We start from the raw sequence: 17,966 nt of genomic DNA, 5'->3' as shown, positions 1-17,966 counted from the left end.
CGAACGCGCTTCAAGCCGGATAAGTCCTTGAGCGGCCTCACCACCCACGTCCTCGATCTGGCCCACGGCCGCCCGGCGGCCGGCATGACCCTGCGGCTCTACCGCGATGGCCAGCAACTTCGCACGGCCACGACCAACGCCGACGGCCGCTGCGACGCGCCGCTGCTGGCCGAGCTGGGGGTTGGCAAATACCGGCTGGAGTTCGAGGTCGCCGCCTATTTCCGCGCTCAGGGCGTCGACCTGGCCGAGCCGGCCTTCCTGGACGTGGTCAGGCTGGACTTCGGGATCAGCGACGTCACGGCGCATCATCATGTGCCGCTGCTGGTCTCGCCCTACGGCTACTCCACCTACCGGGGCAGCTAGCGATGTCCGGGACCATCCGCTTCCTGCTGAATGGCGGGCTCCGCGAGGTCGCCGGCGCCGACCCGACCCGCACCCTGCTGGAATGGCTGCGCGAGGACGCCCGCCGGACCGGGACCAAGGAGGGCTGCGCCGAGGGCGACTGCGGGGCCTGCACCGTGGTGGTCGGCGAACTGATCGACGGCGCGGTGCGCTGGCGGGCGGTCAATGCCTGTATCCTGTTCCTCCCCGTTCTGGACGGCCGCGCCATCATCACGGTGGAGGGGCTGTCGAAGGACGGCGAGCTGCACCCCGTGCAGCGGGCCATGGTCGAGGCCCACGGCTCGCAATGCGGTTTCTGCACGCCGGGTTTCGTGATGACCCTGATGGCGATGTGGCTGAATGGCGGCGAGCAGGATGCGGCGAAGATCAACGACGCCCTGGCCGGCAACCTCTGCCGCTGCACCGGCTATGGCCCGATCATCGCCGCCGCCCAGGCCATGGGCGGCCGGGCCGACGCCTCGGCCGACGCCAAGATCGCCGAACAGCTCGAGGCCCTGCGCCGCGAGGCCATGCTGGAACTGGACTTCACCGACCGCTTCAGCGGCGCCCGCCGGCGCTACCTGGCGCCGCGCTCGGCCGACGAGCTGGCCCAGGCGCTGATGGCTCATCCGGACGCGACGGTCCTGGCCGGCGGCACCGATGTCGGGCTTTGGGTCACCAAGCAGCATCGCTCGCTAGATGTGGTGGTGTCGCTGAACGAGGCGGCCGATCTGCGGGCCATGCGCGAGACCGATGACGCCATCGAGATCGGCGCCGGGGCCCGTTATTCCGACGCATACGGACGATTGACTCAGCTCTGGCCCGATTTCGGCGAGGTGCTGCGGCGGTTGGGCTCCACCCTGATCCGCAACAGCGGCACCATCGGCGGCAACATCGCCAACGGCTCGCCCATCGGCGACAGCCCGCCCCTGCTGATCGCGCTGGGCGCCAAGCTGACCCTGCGCCGGGGCGGGACGACGCGCCAGATGCCGTTGGAAGACTACTTCATCGCCTACGGCAAACAGGACCGTCAGCCGGGCGAATTCGTCCTGTCGGTCAGCATCCCCAAGCCGAAGCCCGGCGCCGTCTTCAAGGCCTGGAAGATCTCCAAACGCTTTGACCAGGACATCTCGGCCCTCTGCGGCGCCTTCCAGCTGACGATGGACGGCGAGCGGATCGCCAGCGCCCGCATCGCCTTCGGCGGCATGGCGGCGACGCCCAAGCGGGCCGGCGCCTGCGAGGCCGCCCTGATCGGCCAGGTCTTCGACGAAGCAACCCTGGAGTCGGCATTGGCCGCCCTGGACGGCGACTTCGCGCCGATCAGCGACATGCGGGCCTCGGCCGGCTATCGCGCCGCCGCCGCGCGGGGCCTGCTGCGCAAGCTGTGGGCGGAAACCCAAGGGCAGGCCATCCGCCTGGTCGGGACCGGAGGGCTGGTCGATGCGTGACACGGCCGTCGTCCACAAATCCCTGGCCCATGACAGCGCCGAGCGCCACGTCGCCGGTTCGGCCCTCTATGTCGATGACCTGCCCGAACCGCCTGGCCTGCTGCATGTCCACATCGGCATGAGCGCGCGGGCCCATGCCCGCATCCTGCGCATGGACCTGTCGGCGGTGCGCGCCGCGCCGGGGGTCGTCTGTGTGCTGACGGCCGCCGATATTCCCGGCGTCAACGATGTCGGTCCGGTATTCAAGGGCGACCCGGTGTTCGCTGAAGCCGAGGTCATCTACGTCGGCCAGTCGCTGTTCGCCATCGCCGCCGAGACCCGCGAGGCCGGCCGGGCCGCCGCCGCCCTGGCGGTGGTGGAATACGAGGACCTGCCCGCCGCCCTGACCATCGCGCAGGCCCGGGCCGCCGGCCTGACCCTGGAGCCGGCCCAGGTCATGACCCTGGGCGACGCCAAGGCCGCGCTCGAAGCGGCCCCACACCGGCTGCAAGGAAAGTTGGCCATCGGCGGCCAGGAGCACTTCTACCTGGAGAGCCAGGCCGCCCTGGCCCTCCCCGGCGAGGCCGAGGAGATCCGCATCGTCTCCTCGACCCAGCACCCCAGCGAACTGCAGCACCTGGTCGCCCACATGCTGCATGTGCCCAGCCACTCGGTCGTGGTCGAGGTGCGGCGGATGGGCGGCGGGTTCGGGGGCAAGGAAACGCAGGGCGCCCTGTTCGCCGCCGTGGCCGCCCTGGCGGCGGTCAAGACCGGCCGGCCCGCCAAGAGCCGCCCCGACCGCGACGCCGACATGATCATGACCGGCAAGCGGCATGACTTCGAGATCTCCTGGGACGCCGGGTTCGACGAGACCGGCCGGCTGCACGGCGTCGCCTTCGACCTGGCCAGCCGCTGCGGCTGCTCCAACGACCTGTCGCGGGCGATCAACGACCGGGCGATGTTCCACGCCGACAACTGCTACTTCCTGGGCGCCGCCGAGATCGTCTCGCACCGGTTCCGGACCCATACCGTCTCCAACACCGCCTTCCGGGGCTTTGGCGGACCGCAGGGCATGGTGGGGATCGAGCGGGTGATGGACGCTATCGCCGCGCATCTCGACCTGGACCCGCTGGCGGTGCGCAAGGCCAACCTCTATGGCCCTGGCCGCGACACGACGCCGTATCACCAGATGGTCACCGACAACGTCGCCCCCCAGCTGATCGGCGAGCTGGAGCGCCGCTGCGACTACGCCGCCCGCCGCGCGGCGGTGGCCGAATTCAACGCCACGAACCGCTGGCTGAAGAAGGGCATCGCGCTCACGCCGGTGAAGTTCGGCATCTCCTTCACCACCAGTCACCTCAACCAGGCCGGCGCCCTGGTCCACGTCTATGCCGACGGCTCCATCCTGCTGAACCATGGCGGGACCGAGATGGGCCAGGGCCTGTTCGTCAAGGTCGCCCAGGTGGCCGCCGACGCCTTCGGCGTGCCGCTGGAGGCGGTGAAGATCAGCGCCACCGCCACCGACAAGGTGCCCAACACCTCGGCCACCGCCGCCTCCTCCGGCTCCGACCTCAACGGCATGGCGGCCCTGGCGGCCTGCGAAACAATCCGTGGACGGATGGTCGAGCTGCTGGCCGGCCTCTGGAGCTGCATCCCGCACGACATCCACTTCGCCGATGGGCGGGTCTGGGGGCCGGGACACGACGTGACCTTCGGCGAGGTCGCCCGCCTCTGCCATCTGAACCGCATTTCGCTGAGTTCGACCGGCTACTACGCCACGCCCAAGATTCACTACGACCGCGCCACCCACACCGGCCGGCCCTTCTATTATTTCGCCTATGGCGCGGCCTGTTCGGAGGTGGTGATCGACACCCTGACCGGCGAGAACCGGGTGCTGCGGGTCGACATCCTGCACGACGTCGGCCGCTCGCTGAACCCGGCCATCGACCACGGCCAGATCGAGGGCGGCTTCATCCAGGGCATGGGCTGGCTGACCACCGAGGAACTGGTCTTCGACGACAAGGGCAATCTGCGCACCCACGCCCCCTCGACCTACAAGATTCCCTGCGCCTCGGACCGGCCGCCCATCTTCAACCTGGACCTCTGGGACGGCGAGAACACGGAAGCCACGATCCACCGCTCCAAGGCCGTGGGCGAGCCGCCGCTGATGCTGGCCATCTCGGTGTTCTCGGCCCTGACCCAGGCGGTCGCGGCCGCCGCCGACCACAAGGTCTTCCCCGACCTCGACGCCCCGGCGACGCCCGAGCACATCCTGCTGGCTGTCGAGGACGTCCGCCGCCGGGCCGCCGCAACATGACCGGCTGGGCCGCCTTTGCCCTGGAGCGGGCCCGGCGCGGCGAGGCGGTCGCCTTGGTCAGCGTCTGCGCCGTGCAGGGCTCGGCCCCGCGCGAGGCCGGGACCCGCATGGTGGTCACCCCCGCCGAGACTTTCGGCACCATTGGCGGCGGCGCCCTCGAGCACCAGGCCATCGACCAGGCCCGCAAGCTGCTGGCCAGCGAAGCGGGCCACGCCCTGCAGGCCAACTACGCTTTGCAAGACTGGCCGCTCGGTCCCTTCCTGTCGCAATGCTGCGGCGGCCATGTGCGCCTCTTGATCGAGCGGGTCGTCGACACCGGTTGGCTGGAGGCGGCGCTGGCGTTCCAGGCCGCTGGCCAGGATTTCACCATCCGAACCGACCTTGGCCCCCAGCTCGCCAAGACCGTCCGCCCGGACCTGGGCCAAAGCGAAGCGGTCCGCGCCCTCTCCCGCGACGGCGGCTATCTCGGCGCCGCCCGGCCGCCCACGACGGAAGTGGGGGCCCTGGTCCAGCGCGAGGCCATCGCCCGCCCGCGCCTCTTGATGTTCGGGGCCGGTCATGTCGGCCAGGCCGTGGCGCGGGCCTTGGCGCCCCTGCCCTTCGACCTCGCCTGGTTCGACAGCCGCCCCGAGTTCGCCCTGCCCGCCACGCTCGCGGACGAGACTGCCCAGTTCGAGGCCATCGGCCTCGCCGCCCCGGCCAGCCTCTACCTGATCTTCACCCACAGCCACGCCCTGGACTACGCCCTGACCCGCGCCGTGCTGCGCCGGGGCGACGCGCGCTACTGCGGCCTGATCGGCTCCAGGACCAAGCGCGCCCGCTTCCTCTCGCGCCTCAAGGCCGAGGGCCTCGACGACACGGGCCTGACCTGCCCCATCGGCCTCACCGCCCTGACCGGCAAGGCGCCGGAAGTCATCGCCGTCGGCGTCGCCGCGCAGCTCTTGCTGCTGGTCCAGACCCCCGCCCGCTCGGAGATCCCGGCTTGAGCATCGACATCCTCGCCTGGCTGAACCTGGCCATCCGCTGGCTGCACGTCATCGCCGGCGTCGCCTGGATCGGGGCCAGCTTCTATTTCGTCTGGCTGGACAACAACCTCAAACCCTCGAAATCCGGGGCCAAGGGCGTCCACGGCGAGCTCTGGGCCGTGCACGGCGGCGGCTTCTACCACAGCCAGAAATACCTGGTGGCCCCCGGCGAGATGCCCGAGACCCTGCACTGGTTCAAATGGGAGGCCTACACCACCTGGCTCTCCGGGACGGCCCTGCTGGCCGTGCTCTACTGGGCCCAGGCGAGCGTCTATCTGATCGACCCCGCCAAGGCGCCGATGAGCCAGGCCGAGGCGGTGCTGCTGGGCATGGCCTGCCTGCCCGTCGGCTGGATGGCCTATGACGTGCTGTGCAAGGCGCTGGGCAATCGGCCGCGCCTGTTCGCCGTCGCCTGGTTCGCCGCCCTGACCGCCGCCGCCTGGGGCCTGACCCGGGTGTTCAGCGACCGGGGGGCCTTCATCCATGTCGGGGCCATCATCGGCACGGCCATGGTCGGCAACGTGCTGTTCGTCATCATCCCCAACCAGCGCAAGGTCGTCGCCGATCTCGCCGCCGGCCGCGCCCCCGATCCGAACCTGGGCAAACAGGGCAAGCAGCGCTCGGTGCACAACAACTACATGACCCTGCCGGTCATCTTCATCATGATCAGCAACCACTATCCGCTGGTCACGGGCCACCCGCTGAACTGGCTGCTATTGGCCATCCTCTCCCTGGCCGGCGTCTCGATCCGCCACTTCTTCAACCTCAAGCACGTCGGCAAGATACGCTACGACTTCTGGGCCTATGGCATCGCGCTGTTCCTGGTCGTGGCCGGCATCGCCTCCTCCGACCTCGGACGGCCCAAGCCCCTCCCCGCCGGGACCGTGACCTTCGCCGACATCCAGCCGCTGGTGAGGAAGCACTGCGCTGCCTGCCACTCGGCCCACCCGACCCATGACGGCTTCACCGCCCCGCCCAACGGTGTCGTCTATGACAGCCCCGCGGACGTGCAGAAATACGCCGCCCGGATCAAGGAGCGGGCGGTGCTGTCGACCTCCATGCCGCTCGGCAACGAGACCGGCATGACCGCCAACGAGCGGGCCAAGCTCGGCGCGTGGATCGACCAGGGCGCCAAGATCAAATGACCCGCACGCTCAAGCCCCAACCCCTGACCGCGCAGGCCTTCGCCCCGTTCGGCGACGTCATCGAGGCCGGACCCGCCGCCGAGCAGCGGGCCATCAATTACGGCGCCACCACCCGCTTCCACGATCTGGCCAAAGTGGATGTGGCCGAGGACAGCGGCGAACCGCTGATCAGCATCTTCCGCTCCAGCCCCATCGAACGACCCGTCCGTGTGAAGATCATGGAGCGCCACCCCGTCTCCAGCCAGGCCTTCATGCCGCTGTCGGACCGCCCCTACCTGGTCGTCGTCGCCCCGCCGGGAGACCTCGACCCCGACGCCATCCGCGCCTTCATCGCCGCCCCCGGCCAGGGGGTGAACTACGCCCGCGGGACCTGGCACCACTATTCCCTCGCCTTGGACGCGGTGAGCGACTTCCTGGTCGTCGACCGGGGCGGCCCCGGCGACAATCTCGATGAGGTGGAGCTGGCGGACGATCAGCAGTGGGTTGTGGATGTCTAGCCCCCCTGGAATCCTCACCCGGAGGGGGAGGGGGACCGCGCCGAAGGCGTGGTGGAGGGGGTCGGCCTCTACATCCACCTTTGTCCGGCGAAACTCAGCCGACCCGCCGCGTTCTGTCCTGATACCTGCATGTAGGCTCAAACCCCCTCCACCACCCTACGGGCGGTCCCCCTCCCCCTCCGGGGGAGGATTGGCATGAGTACGCAAGCCTTCCGAGCCAGCCTGCTCACCCTGCTGGACGATCCCCGCACCAACCCCGACGCCGTCGCCTGGCATGAGGACGGCCTGCTGCTGGTCGAGGACGGCCAGATCGTCTCGGCCGGACCCTACGCCGGCGACCCGGGCGTCCCGGTCGAGCCCCTGCCCGGCCGCATCCTGATCCCCGGCCTGATCGACACCCACATCCACTTCCCGCAGACCGACATCATCGCCAGTTATGGAGCCCAGCTCTTAGACTGGCTGAAGACTCACACCTTCCCCGCCGAGCAGGCCTTCGTCGACCCGGCCCACGCCGCCCGCCTCGCCGAGGTCTTCCTGGACGAGCTGCTGCGCAACGGCACCACCACGGCCATGGTGTTCGGCACCGTCCACAAGGCCTCGGTCGACGCCCTGTTCGCCGCCGCCCTGGCGCGAAACATGCGGCTGATCGCCGGCAAGTGCCTGATGGACCACGGCCCCGAGGGCCTGCGGGATGCGCCCGACAGCGGCCGGGCCGACAGCGAGGCCCTGATCCGCGACTGGAGCCGGCGTGGGCGGCTGGGCTACGCCATCACCCCCCGCTTCGCCCTCTCCTCGTCCCGCGAGCAGCTCACCGGCGCGGGCGAGATGCTGGCCGCCCACGACCATGTCTGGCTGCAGACCCACCTTTCGGAAAACCCCACCGAGATCCGCCTGACCGCCGAGCGCTTCCCCGAGGCCAAGGACTATCTCGACGTCTATGACCGCCACGGCCTGGTCACCGACCGCTCGGTCTTCGCCCACGGCATCCACCTGCGCGACCGCGAGGTCATCCGCATGGCCGCCGCCGGCAGCGCCGTGGCCTTCTGCCCGACCTCCAACCTGTTCCTGGGCAGCGGCCTCTTCGACCTGGCAAGGTGCGACGCCCACGGCCTGAGGGTCGCCATGGGCACCGACGTGGGAGCCGGGACCAGCTTCTCCCTCTTCGCCACCCTGGCCGAGGCCTACAAGGTCGGCCAGCTGCGCGGCAGCAACCTCGACCCCTTCCGCGCCCTCTACCTGGCCACCCTGGGCGGCGCGCGGGCCCTGAACCTGCAGGACCGCATCGGCAGCCTCCAGGCCGGCCGCGAAGCCGACTTCCTGGTCCTCGACCCCGCCGCCACCCCGCTGTTGGCCCGCCGCACAGCCCCAAGCAGCCAGAGGGGCGGCGACCTGATGAGCCGGCTCTTCGCCCTGATCATGCTGGCCGACGACCGGGCGGTGGAGCGGACCTATGTGATGGGGCGGCTGGCGCACCAGCGGGCCTAGGACTCACCCGGCGTAGATCGTCCCGTCCTCGACGAAGCAGAGCGGGTTGCCCCAGGGGTCGTCGCAATAGAACGACCGCTCGCCCCAGGGCCGCACGACCGGCGACCCCGCCGGCGCGCCGTGCACGGCCTCGGCCGACAGGCAGCCCAGCGCCGCGGCGCGCCGATGCGTCCCGTCCAGGTCGCCGACGCTGAAATACAGCGCCTTGGGCAAGCGCACCGGCTCGGGCGTCTGGACCACCTGCAGCGTCACCGCCCCGGCCTGAAAATAGCAGCGCGCGCCCGCCTGCCGCCGTCCCGGCTGGCCGAGCAGCTCTTCGTAGAAGGCGGCGGCGCGCTCAAGATCGCCGACCTCGATGTTCAATCGAAACAGCGCCGGGGTCGTGGTTTTCTCGCTCAAGGTCGTTGCTCCGTCTTGGTCCGCCATGCACCGGGTCCCGCTCGAACCAGTCGAGCCATCCCCGGCCCAGGGCCAGCTTGCTGGTGTCCAGATGGTAGAGACGGGTCCGGCCCACCCGCTCATGGCGCAGCAGGCCGGCGGCCTCCATGGCCTGCAGGTGCCGGGTCGTGGTCGGCCAGGCATGGCCGAACAGCTCGGCGATCTGGCCGGCGCTCATCGTCCCGCCCGCGAAGTTCAGGCTGATCAGGATCCGCCGCCGCGCCGGATGGGCCAGGGCCGCGAACAGCAGGTCATAGGCATCGGGGTTGGGCGCCGCCTCCATGGCTCAACATTTAGCGTACATGCTAAATGAGTCAAACCGCAAAATGGCGGCTAGGCTGCGGCGCCTGGCTCAGGGGTCGTTCGATGATGTTCGCCAAACAGCTGCGGGACAGGGTCGTCCAGGGCGAGATCACCTGCAGCGTCCGCATCTGGCAGAGCCCGCGCGTGAAGGTCGGCGGCGCTTACCCGCTGGGGGCGGGCGCCATCCACGTCACCGCCATCCGCCAGATCAGCCTGGCCGACATAACCCCGGACCTGGCCCGGCGCTCGGGGTTCCTGGGGGTGGTCGATCTCCTGAAGGTGGCCAAGCACGGCCCCGGCGAGAACGTCTATCTGGTCGAGTTCGAATACCGGCCGTCAGTCTAGGGACCGCACAGGATGACGGGGCTGTCGGGGCGCTCGCCGATCTCCGCGCCGGGGCGAGGTCGAGGACGTGGAGGGCCAGCCGGATGCGGTGAAGACCTCGCCGATGGCGTTCTGGACCTCGAGCATGCGGGCGGTCGACGTCAGGCCGTCGGGGCGGCCGCCAGCCAGCCGTCTTCCCGCAAAGCCCCGACCCGGGCCCGCGAGACGGGCGCCTCCAGGCCGCCGGTCAGCCGCAGCCGCAGCCTGCGGCCGTCCTCGACCACGCCGGCGATGGCGGCGCGCGCCACCCACCAGGAGCGGTGGGTCTGCACGCCCTCCACGTCCTTAAGCCCCGCCATCGCCTGGGACAGCGACATCAGCACCAGGGCCGAGCCCAGCGGGGTGTGCACCCGGACATAGTGATCCTCCATCTGCAGGCAGAGGATGGTCCGGCCCAGGCGGGGCGGCAGACGCTCCCGCGGGTCGGCCGATGCCGTATCGGGCCCGGCGGGGCCGGCCCGGCGGGACCCTGTCGCCCACAGCATGCCCAGGGTCGCCAGGGCGCCGATCACCAGGTTCTGGCCATACCATTCCAGCCAGCCGACCTGGCCGACCACGGGCCACAGCCGGACCGCCAGCATCCGGCTGCCGGTCGCGGTCAGCAGGCTCAGCGCCGCGACGGCCGGCGGCGCCCACAGCCAGGGCGCAATACCCCGGCCGCTCGCCCAGCGCCCCAGGATCGGCAGGCTGACCCCGAAGACCAGCCATCCGCCCCACAGACAGGCCACCCAATAGGCCAGGCGCACCGGCAGGGCGCCGTTGAGATAGCTGCCGAACGGACCGAGCGCCCCCAGGGTCAGGCCAAGGGCGGTCGCGGCGGCGAACCCCGCCATCAGTCCGCGCCATCGTCCGGTCTTCGCCCCGCCCCTTGCCATGCCGCCACCCTAGCAAGGCCCGCGGGCGATTGCAGCCGTTCGCCCGGCCACGAACCCGTTCGCCCGTTCGCCCATCCGGACTGGCGCCTGGGCCCCAGGCCGTCTCAGACAGCCCCAACAACCGCAGCCGAAGGTCCCCGCCATGTCCACCGCCGCCCTGTTCGCCACCGCATCCGTTCTGCTGGCCGCTTTCGCCGCCGCCGCGGCGCCGGCCATCCCTGGCCCGCCTCAGACCGCCGCGCCGCCGGCCGGACAGGTCGGCCCGTCGATCCGGGACGGCGTGGTCTTCGTCCGCCTGACCGTGACGGACGGCGACCAGCCCCCGATCGAGGCGGGCGTCTGGTATCCGGCGCAGGGCGCCACGGCGCCGCGGCCGATGATCGTCATCTCCCATGGCAACGGCGGCGATTTCCGCAGCCACATCGACACCGCCCGGGCCCTGGCCAAGGCCGGATTCATCGTCGCCACCCTGACCCACACCGGCGACAACTGGCGCGACCAGAGCCGCGCCGCCGATGTCGCGGGCCGCGCCCGCCAGCTGTCGGTGCTGATCGACTACATTCTGGGCCAATGGGATGGACGGGCCGGGATCGACCCGCAGCGGATCGGGGCGTTCGGCTTCTCGTCCGGCGGCTTCACCGTGCTGGCGGCGGCGGGCGGCGATCCCGACCTGACCCGGCTGGCCGATCACTGCCGCGCCCATCCCGGCTTCTTCGATTGCCGCCTTGTGGGCCGGTTCGCGGGCGCGATGAGCGCCATCCGGGTCGCGCCGCGCCTGCCGCACGACACCCGCCTCAAGGCCCTGGCCATCGCCGCCCCGGCCCTGGGCTTCACCTTCACCCGGGAAGGCCTGGCCAGGGTGACCCAGCCGGTCCAGCTGTGGCAGGCGGGCAGCGACCAGATCCTGCCCTCGCCCTTCTACGCCGAGCCGGTCCGCGACGCCCTGCCCCGCCAGCCGGAATACATCCGGGTCGACGGCGCCGGCCATTTCGACTTCCTGCCGCCCTGCTCCCCCGAGCTCGCCGCCGCCGCCCCGATGATCTGCACCCCCACACCGGGCTTCGACCGGGCGGCGTTTCACGAGCGGCTGAATGGGGAGTTGGTCAGGTTTTTCAGGGCCAATCTTTGAGGGGGGACTGGTTTGCCGCTGGGATGGCCGGGCGGTTGCATTGCCGGAAGGGGGAAATGTGTCTGACCCCTCTTCTGCCCCAGAGACTATTAGGCGACCATGCTTCGGCGGAAACGGGTCATCGCTCCGCTCACCCTCAGCCGATAATCAAGCATCGGTTGGCTGACGCCGTAGATGCCTTGAGCTTGGTGGCTCAGCCCACTCTTCAAAATGAAGATTGCGGCCTCATTCGTTATCAAAAGGGAGCCTGCAAGGAAGTTGGCCTCCGCCTCAATGCCCCCATCGTGATTCTTTTCCCCCTCCTCGGTGAGCGGAGGCACCGCCTTGTGACCAAGAAAACAATGGGCCAGTTCGTGGCAAATGTTACTTCGTTGCCTGTAAGGATGGTGCATGTCGTTGTGGACGATAGCGATCGCCGGCCCGCAGGGAACGGTCACCGCCGAAAACGGTGAGCGTTCAGAGGTCAAGAATTGAGAGCAATCGATATCAATTTCGCTTAGGCGCAAAACGCCAATGTCGAAGTGTTCACAGATTAGCCAAGGATCGATGGCAGCAGACGGCACCAAGCCCATCCGCTCACGAACTCGAACAGCAATACGGTTCGCCTCGGCCTTAAATCCTCGCCGAAATTCCAATTCAGTTTCCCCTCAACCTAAAATATGTACTGACCACAATATCTTCGATTAACTTAGCGTTGTCGGGCGTAAGTTTCGGATCTGCGCGAAGCAGCGCCGTTATCTTTGCTATCGGCTCTGCGTCACCTTCGTTGCCATTGCCTCCACGTATGAACATTTCGGCTTTCAATTTAGACCAATCAAGAAGCGCTGCTAGGCCATTAACATCTGGCCTTGCTCCCTGGCCCATACGCGAAAGAGTGGACGCGGCCACACCGGCCTCCTCCGCAACATCCTTCCAGGTCATTTGCCGACTTAGCCTCTCGGCGTTGAGCGCGGCGTAGAACGATTCCGTTTCGAAGCGGTCTGTCGTCACACGGTCTCCAGTTGCGATTAATCACGCGATTGCGATATTGCAATTGCATTCCCCGCTCTATAGATATCAAACCAATTGCGAAGTCGCAATCCACCAGGCCGAAGGGCCACGAAGAGAAAGGAAGGCGCGCCATGAATGGCGAGCAAAAACTGGAAGCGGCCGAGTCCGAGCTGGCTGACGCCGAGCGCGAACTGGACAAGGCCCTGCACGACATCCAAAAGGCCGAGAAGGACATCAAAGAGGCGCTCAAGGAAAAGGAGCAGCCGCACGCGTTCAAGGTGATCGTGACCTATAACGGCGTCCAGAAGCCGTTTGAGGTGCGGCGTGATGAACCCGTCGCGCGCCTGTTGGATCAGGCCAAACAGGCTTTCGGGCCGATCCCGAATGCTCACCTGCTCGGCCTCTTCAACCAGCATGGCGCCGAGTTGAAGGACGACCAGACGATCGCCGAGGCCGGCGTGGCGCCCCACGATATTCTGCTGATGCGCCCCAGCCAGGTCCGGGGTGGCTAATGGCCGCCTTTGACCTGCCGAGGTCTATCCTTGAGGAGACATTCTCGCACTTTCGCGGCTGTGGCGGCGGAAGGCGAGAGTGTCAGGCTCTTTGGCTAAGCCCGTGGGATACGCCTCAGACGATTACGAAGGTAGTTCATCCAAAGCATACGGCGCATGCGGCCGCCTTCGTGCTCGACGACCGATGGCTCAATGATTTCTGGATGTCATTGGCGCGCGAGAACCTGGGAATTCGCTTTCAGGTCCACACACACCCGGGAGCGGCGTTCCATTCCCCGACCGACGACGCCTTCCCCATTATTCATACGGTGGGATTTCTGTCGCTGGTGATTCCGAACTTCGGATTGGGGCGGGTGGGATTTGAGGACGCCTACCTGACGGAAATCCAGGAAGACGGGTGCTGGCGGCGGATCAGCATCGGCGAGCGGATTGCTCTGATATGAACGACTTGGCCGAGTGCCTCAGTCGCACCCTCTTGTTGATGAGGGACGAAGTGGGGGGAGAGGTTGCCGACGAAGTCCTTTTAAGCGCCCTCACCTGCACGCGCGTGGTGCTCGTCGCCGATGGCCGAAATATCGCTTCCCCTCCCGCGCAGACGGCCTTTGTCACCGCGGCCACGCTGATGGCCAGATCCGGGCATAAGGTGTGGCTTTCAGCCCCCAACATCAGAATGTCCGGTCCACAACCGCCGCTCTCTCCCGGGCGTTTGATCGATGAGTTGGTCGCTGTTGGATTGAACCTGATTCCAGGCGTTGAGTTCGGCGTAGGGGAGCCCACCGATGAAATCGATCTGGCCATAGGCCTCGGCGACACTCCAATTACAATTCCGGCTCGCCGCCGCATCTGGATCAACGCTGAGGCCTGGGCGGGCATCCTCTCTGGAGAGGATACGACTCGGCCTTGGGGAGTTCATTTCTGGCCGATGGGCGCCTTGGCCGCAGCCGGGCTTGCAGCGAATGAAGCCTTCAAGGCCGCCATGCAGAAGCTCCTGCCGTATGCACTAGACCGGGATAACACCTCTGATCGTTTCGCCGATTCCGATTCGATCCGTTTGAGACTGGCGCCCGTGAATTCGCCCTTCTGCCGCGATTTGGGTGAGGTGGACATCGTAAGCGGCGGTGCGATCAGCAACGCGGCACTCTACTGCCTTGCCCGAATTCCTGGCGTCAACGGACGGGGGCGGGTCATTGAACCAGAGGCGGCCGATCTATCGAATCTAAACCGCTACATGCTCCTCCTTCGCTCTGGGCGTGATGTGAGCAAGGCTACAGATTTGACGCAGACGTTGGTCGGGGGCGGACTGCATTTCCGCGCCCTCCGCAGGCGGTATGATTCCTCGACGGTGGATGAGATTGCTCCATTCGCCCGAGTTGTCCTTGTTGGTGTCGATCACATTCCGACGCGCTGGCTGGTTCAGCAGGCTTGGCCGGAACGCGTTGTGGTCGGTGCGACCACCCACTGGTCTGCGATGGCGTCACTCCATGCGAACGGAAGTGGTTGCGCACAATGCCTTCACTATGAAGATGACCCGGCTGAGGGACTGATTCCCACGCAAGCGTGCGTATCGTTTTGGGCTGGGCTAATTTCCGCCGTCTACTTGGCCAGACAAGCTGTTGGCGACTTACCCTCGGTGGCTGAGCGGCAGATATTCTTGACCCCGTTTAGACCAGAAACAATCTATCGCGCGCCTGTGCCGCCGCGTGCTGATTGCCCGACTTGCTTGAGTCGCGGGTCATTGGAGGTCGGCGCGCACTCTCGGGCAGCGAGCTGACCTGGTGTCCTATGTGCGCAAAATAGTCCCGACCAAAGCTTGGACTCGATCTGATGGTCGGTGAGGAATAAAATGTGAACCGTACGATTCCCTGAGTAAGCGTCCCCGCTCGCATTCTCCTAGGAATGGCTATGCCCACATTCGGCTTCTCGGCGTTCTTGAAACTTCTTTCACTGAACCCGCGCCCACAGCGGCGCGAAGTGCGCGTTCGACTTTCACCGTCCACGGGCGGGTATGATTTCCATCGCAGTCTTCGGCTCAAGTCAGCCCGATTGATGATCGATGGCGAAGAACTTCAGGCGCTAATTGACGAGGCTTCCGATCTCGGAAATCCCGCAGAGAGGCGGTCCTTGGAGGCTGGTTTGCGACAGTTGGACGCCTGGAGGGTCGCCAATCCAGGCCAAGTACTCGCAGTTCAATCGGCGCTCTACGTTTCACCCTCCGAAGAATTCAAAATCAGCTTCCTTCCCGATTTTGGCTACCGGTTGGGAGGCCAAACCTTGGCCGTGCATGTTTGGAATACCGCGACGGTCCCACTGTCGGCGCGGATGACCTACGCAGCGCTCGCGCTGGTGTCCGCCGCATATACGGATGGATCTGCCCCGGATGATGTGGCCGTGTTGTCTCTCCCGGACAACAGACTGTTGAGGCTGAGCGACGTTCCCGATCAGCGCGAATTGGCGGCGAACGTAGCGAACAACCTCGACCGCCTTTTCGTATCTGTCCGAGAGGATATTCTCGGTTCAATCGAACCGCCTGATATCAGGCCTGGTGGCTCTCCAGGGATTTTGTAACGCTGGGCGAATGAGGCCGGGGTCTGTTTCGGGCCCGACCCAATATTCTATAAACCGTAACCCCCCATTACCCTTACCGCCCCCTGAACACTCACCCTTAACCCCCCTTCACTGTCTTCATTGAACATATCGCAAGTCCTCATCCCGCATCCTCCCCCTTGAATTCGGGGGTCCGCCAACAACTGGCGCACGAGAAGGAGCGGGGACAGAATGCGTCTCGCCACCATAGTCAGCTTGAGCGCTTCGGCGGTTCTGGGGGTGGGCGCCCTGTTTGTCGCCAAGGTCTGGCTGCCGGCCAATTCCGGGCCGTCCAAGGCCGTGGCCGCCGCGCCCATCGCCCTGACGCCCGTGGTCGCCGCCAAGGCCGCCATTCCATTCGGCCACAAGCTGGAAGCGAAAGACCTGATGCTGGTCCGCATGCCGGCCGACGCCGCGCCGACCGGGGCCTTCCACACCATCGACGAGGTGATCCGCCTGGATCAGGGCTCGGCGGTGACCTTGACTTCGTTCTCGCCCAAGGAGCCGATCCTGCCCTCGAAGGTGTCGGGCGGGGCCAACCGGGCCTCGCTGTCGGCGGTGATCTCGCCGGGGATGCGGGCCTATACGATCAAGGTCAACGACACCTATGGCGGCGGCGGCCATATCCTGCCGGGCGACCGGGTCGACGTGCTGATGGCCAAGGAGGTCGGCGACGGCAAGGTCGAGGGCTCGCCCGCCAAGCTGATGGTCGCCTATGTCATCATCCAGGATGTGCGGGTGCTGGGCATGGACCTCAATGCCGACCCCGCCTCGGTCGACAAGGCCCTGCCCAAGACCGCCACCCTGGAGGTCTCGGTCACCGACGCCGAGAAACTGTCCGTGGCCGGAGAGGCCGGCATTCTCAGCCTGGCCCTGCGCCGCATCGGCTCGGCCGGGGTCGATGCGGTCGGCCCGGTCCGCAGCGCCGATCTGGGCCCCTTCAAGCTGGTCGATCCCAACGCCCCGCGCCTCGCCGCCCGCCGCCCCGCCCGCAAGACCTCGCCCGCCAAGCCCACTGCTCCGGCCGGCTCGACCCTGACCATCACCCAAGGCGGCAAGGCCACCACTGTGAGTGTGCCCACCGACCGTTCGGGAGCCCGCTGGTGAAAAAACCCATCGCAATCTTCATGGCGGCCCTGCTGGCCGCGAGCGTGCCGGCCGCGCCGGTCTTCGCCCGCGCCGACCAGGACTTCAGCTATTCCACCGACTCGGTGGCCAGCCGGGTGATCCAGGTCGCCAAGGACAAGTCGGCGGCCTTCCGCCTGAGCGTCCCGGCCAGCCAGATCGTCGTCGCCCAGCCCGACATCGCCGAGATCGTCGCCAACACCGACCGCAACCTCTATGTGCGCGGCAAGGCCTATGGGGTGACCAACATCCTGATCTATGACGTCAACCACCGCCTGGCCGAGGTCATCGACGTCAAGGTCGGCTACGACATCGCTTCGCTGCAGTCGGACCTGGGCGTCGCCCTGCCCGGCGAGGCCATCCGCGCCCAGGCCATGGCCGGCGGCGTCATGCTGACCGGCGAGGCCTCGACCACCTCGGTCGCCGCCCGCGCCAAGCTGATCGCCGAGCGCTATGCGCCGCAGAACGTCTCCTCCTCGGTCACCGTGCGCGCCGCCCAGCAGGTGATGCTGGAGGTGCGGATCATCGAGGTCACCCGCTCCTCGCTGAAGGACCTGGGCGTCAACCTGGACGTCCACAACCTGTCGGGCTTCACGCTGGCCACCGGCACGGGCCTGGTCGGCAACAACCCGGCCCAGGGGACCCTGGGCATCTCGACCAATGTCGGCACCCTGTCCCTGGACGCCACGCTGCGGGCCCTGGAAGAAAAGGGCGTCATCCGCACCCTGGCCCGGCCGAACCTCGCCGCCATTTCCGGCGAGGAGGCCACCTTCCTGGCCGGCGGCGAGTTCCCCTATCCGGTGCCCAACGGCCTGGACAGCGTCACCATCGAGTTCAAGCCGTTCGGCGTCACCCTGAAGTTCACCCCCACGGTGCAGGACGGCGGGCTGATCCGGCTGAAGGTCGCGCCCGAGGTCTCCTCGCTCGACTCCAGCCATGCGGTGAAGATCGGCAATTTCGAGCTGCCGAGCCTCTTGGTCCGCCGGGCCGCCACCACCATCGAGCTGAAGGACGGCGAGACCTTCGCCATCGCCGGCCTCTTCCAGCAGGACTATGCCAACACCGTGCGCCAGATCCCCTGGGCCGGCGACCTGCCGGTGCTGGGCGCCCTGTTCCGCTCGGCCCGCTGGCGCAAGCAGGAGACCGAGCTGGTCATCCTGGTCACCCCGCGCATGACCACCGCCGCCGACAGCCGCCTGCTGGCCCCCCAGCCGCTGATCGCCACCACCGAGCCGACCGCCCTGGACATGATCCTGCAGGGCATCGCCCAGGACCGGCCGATGTCTCCGGCGGTCGGCCAGAGCCCGGCGCCTGAGCCCGCCCTGGTGACGCAATGAGTGTGAGTTCGTC

Annotated in this window: 20 protein-coding genes; 15 read left to right on the top strand and 5 right to left on the bottom strand. The window is 67.5% G+C overall.

Going from position 1 to position 17,966, the window contains the following annotated elements:
• Positions 1-27: 27 nt before the first annotated feature.
• The 7 genes from uraH to guaD all read left to right on the top strand — a co-directional run bounded on the left by uraH (position 28) and on the right by guaD (position 8,277).
• Entirely contained in the window at positions 28-363 is a 336-nt protein-coding gene (uraH, locus tag QO010_RS12490; RefSeq protein WP_307349578.1) for a hydroxyisourate hydrolase, read from the top strand.
• 2 nt (positions 364-365) lie between these two features.
• A complete protein-coding gene (gene xdhA, locus QO010_RS12485; protein WP_307349576.1) occupies positions 366-1,829 on the top strand; it encodes a xanthine dehydrogenase small subunit in 1,464 nt (487 codons plus the stop codon).
• Positions 1,822-4,125, top strand: coding sequence for a xanthine dehydrogenase molybdopterin binding subunit (gene xdhB, locus QO010_RS12480; RefSeq protein WP_307349574.1), 2,304 nt, complete (start codon positions 1,822-1,824; stop codon positions 4,123-4,125). Before xdhA ends, xdhB begins: the two co-directional genes overlap by 8 nt.
• A complete protein-coding gene (gene xdhC, locus QO010_RS12475; protein WP_307349573.1) occupies positions 4,122-5,111 on the top strand; it encodes a xanthine dehydrogenase accessory protein XdhC in 990 nt (329 codons plus the stop codon). The genes xdhB and xdhC overlap by 4 nt, the downstream gene beginning before the upstream one ends.
• Positions 5,108-6,295: a urate hydroxylase PuuD gene (locus QO010_RS12470; RefSeq protein ID WP_307349571.1), complete on the top strand. Its 1,188-nt coding sequence runs from the start codon at positions 5,108-5,110 to the stop codon at positions 6,293-6,295. The genes xdhC and QO010_RS12470 overlap by 4 nt, the downstream gene beginning before the upstream one ends.
• Positions 6,292-6,792, top strand: coding sequence for an ureidoglycolate lyase (locus tag QO010_RS12465; RefSeq protein ID WP_307349569.1), 501 nt, complete (start codon positions 6,292-6,294; stop codon positions 6,790-6,792). Before QO010_RS12470 ends, QO010_RS12465 begins: the two co-directional genes overlap by 4 nt.
• 195 nt (positions 6,793-6,987) lie before the next feature.
• Entirely contained in the window at positions 6,988-8,277 is a 1,290-nt protein-coding gene (guaD, locus tag QO010_RS12460) for a guanine deaminase (protein WP_307349567.1), read from the top strand.
• A gap of 3 nt (positions 8,278-8,280) precedes the next feature.
• On the opposite strand, the gene QO010_RS12455 is transcribed toward guaD, so the two are convergent.
• Together QO010_RS12455 and QO010_RS12450 are read right to left on the bottom strand one after the other, a co-directional pair.
• On the bottom strand, positions 8,281-8,676 hold the full coding sequence (locus QO010_RS12455; protein ID WP_307349565.1) for a VOC family protein: 396 nt from the start codon (positions 8,674-8,676) through the stop codon (positions 8,281-8,283).
• Positions 8,615-8,998 (bottom strand): ArsR/SmtB family transcription factor, encoded by a 384-nt coding sequence (locus tag QO010_RS12450; RefSeq protein WP_307349563.1) that lies wholly within the window; start codon positions 8,996-8,998, stop codon positions 8,615-8,617. Before QO010_RS12450 ends, QO010_RS12455 begins: the two co-directional genes overlap by 62 nt.
• Positions 8,999-9,081: 83 nt before the next feature.
• On the opposite strand from QO010_RS12450, the gene QO010_RS12445 reads away from it, so the two are divergent.
• Entirely contained in the window at positions 9,082-9,363 is a 282-nt protein-coding gene (locus QO010_RS12445) for an ASCH domain-containing protein (protein ID WP_307349562.1), read from the top strand.
• 140 nt (positions 9,364-9,503) lie between these two features.
• Here QO010_RS12445 and QO010_RS12440 read toward each other — a convergent pair whose 3' ends face one another.
• Complete coding sequence (locus tag QO010_RS12440) at positions 9,504-10,235, bottom strand: LytTR family DNA-binding domain-containing protein (protein WP_307349560.1); 732 nt, start codon at positions 10,233-10,235, stop codon at positions 9,504-9,506.
• A gap of 184 nt (positions 10,236-10,419) precedes the next feature.
• Between QO010_RS12440 and QO010_RS12435 the strand changes: the two genes are divergently transcribed.
• Positions 10,420-11,406 (top strand): alpha/beta hydrolase family protein, encoded by a 987-nt coding sequence (locus QO010_RS12435; protein ID WP_307349557.1) that lies wholly within the window; start codon positions 10,420-10,422, stop codon positions 11,404-11,406.
• A gap of 89 nt (positions 11,407-11,495) precedes the next feature.
• Here QO010_RS12435 and QO010_RS12430 read toward each other — a convergent pair whose 3' ends face one another.
• Together QO010_RS12430 and QO010_RS12425 are read right to left on the bottom strand one after the other, a co-directional pair.
• Entirely contained in the window at positions 11,496-12,041 is a 546-nt protein-coding gene (locus QO010_RS12430) for an ImmA/IrrE family metallo-endopeptidase (RefSeq protein WP_307349554.1), read from the bottom strand.
• 1 nt (position 12,042) lies between these two features.
• Positions 12,043-12,396: a helix-turn-helix domain-containing protein gene (locus tag QO010_RS12425; protein ID WP_307349552.1), complete on the bottom strand. Its 354-nt coding sequence runs from the start codon at positions 12,394-12,396 to the stop codon at positions 12,043-12,045.
• A gap of 131 nt (positions 12,397-12,527) precedes the next feature.
• Here QO010_RS12425 and QO010_RS12420 point away from each other — a divergent pair, with 131 nt between their 5' ends.
• The 6 genes from QO010_RS12420 (at position 12,528) to QO010_RS12395 (ending at position 17,953) form a co-directional block, all read left to right on the top strand.
• Complete coding sequence (locus tag QO010_RS12420; RefSeq protein ID WP_307349551.1) at positions 12,528-12,908, top strand: ubiquitin-like domain-containing protein; 381 nt, start codon at positions 12,528-12,530, stop codon at positions 12,906-12,908.
• A complete protein-coding gene (locus QO010_RS12415) occupies positions 12,908-13,351 on the top strand; it encodes a hypothetical protein (RefSeq protein WP_307349550.1) in 444 nt (147 codons plus the stop codon). Before QO010_RS12420 ends, QO010_RS12415 begins: the two co-directional genes overlap by 1 nt.
• Positions 13,348-14,679 carry a BilD N-terminal domain-containing protein gene (locus tag QO010_RS12410; protein WP_307349549.1) on the top strand — a complete coding sequence of 444 codons (1,332 nt, stop codon included), beginning with the start codon at positions 13,348-13,350 and terminating at the stop codon, positions 14,677-14,679. The genes QO010_RS12415 and QO010_RS12410 overlap by 4 nt, the downstream gene beginning before the upstream one ends.
• A 131-nt stretch (positions 14,680-14,810) precedes the next feature.
• A complete protein-coding gene (locus QO010_RS12405) occupies positions 14,811-15,473 on the top strand; it encodes a hypothetical protein (protein ID WP_307349547.1) in 663 nt (220 codons plus the stop codon).
• Positions 15,474-15,683: 210 nt separating this feature from the next.
• Positions 15,684-16,598: a Flp pilus assembly protein CpaB gene (gene cpaB / locus QO010_RS12400; protein WP_307349545.1), complete on the top strand. Its 915-nt coding sequence runs from the start codon at positions 15,684-15,686 to the stop codon at positions 16,596-16,598.
• A complete protein-coding gene (locus tag QO010_RS12395) occupies positions 16,595-17,953 on the top strand; it encodes a type II and III secretion system protein family protein (protein ID WP_307349543.1) in 1,359 nt (452 codons plus the stop codon). The genes cpaB and QO010_RS12395 overlap by 4 nt, the downstream gene beginning before the upstream one ends.
• Positions 17,954-17,966 lie beyond the last annotated feature (13 nt).

Origin of the sequence: Caulobacter ginsengisoli, from assembly GCF_030814835.1 — a bacterium.
Classification (GTDB): domain Bacteria; phylum Pseudomonadota; class Alphaproteobacteria; order Caulobacterales; family Caulobacteraceae; genus Caulobacter; species Caulobacter ginsengisoli.
The sequence above is the reverse complement of the archived record's forward strand: the minus strand, read 5'-3'. Positions and strand labels throughout refer to the sequence as shown.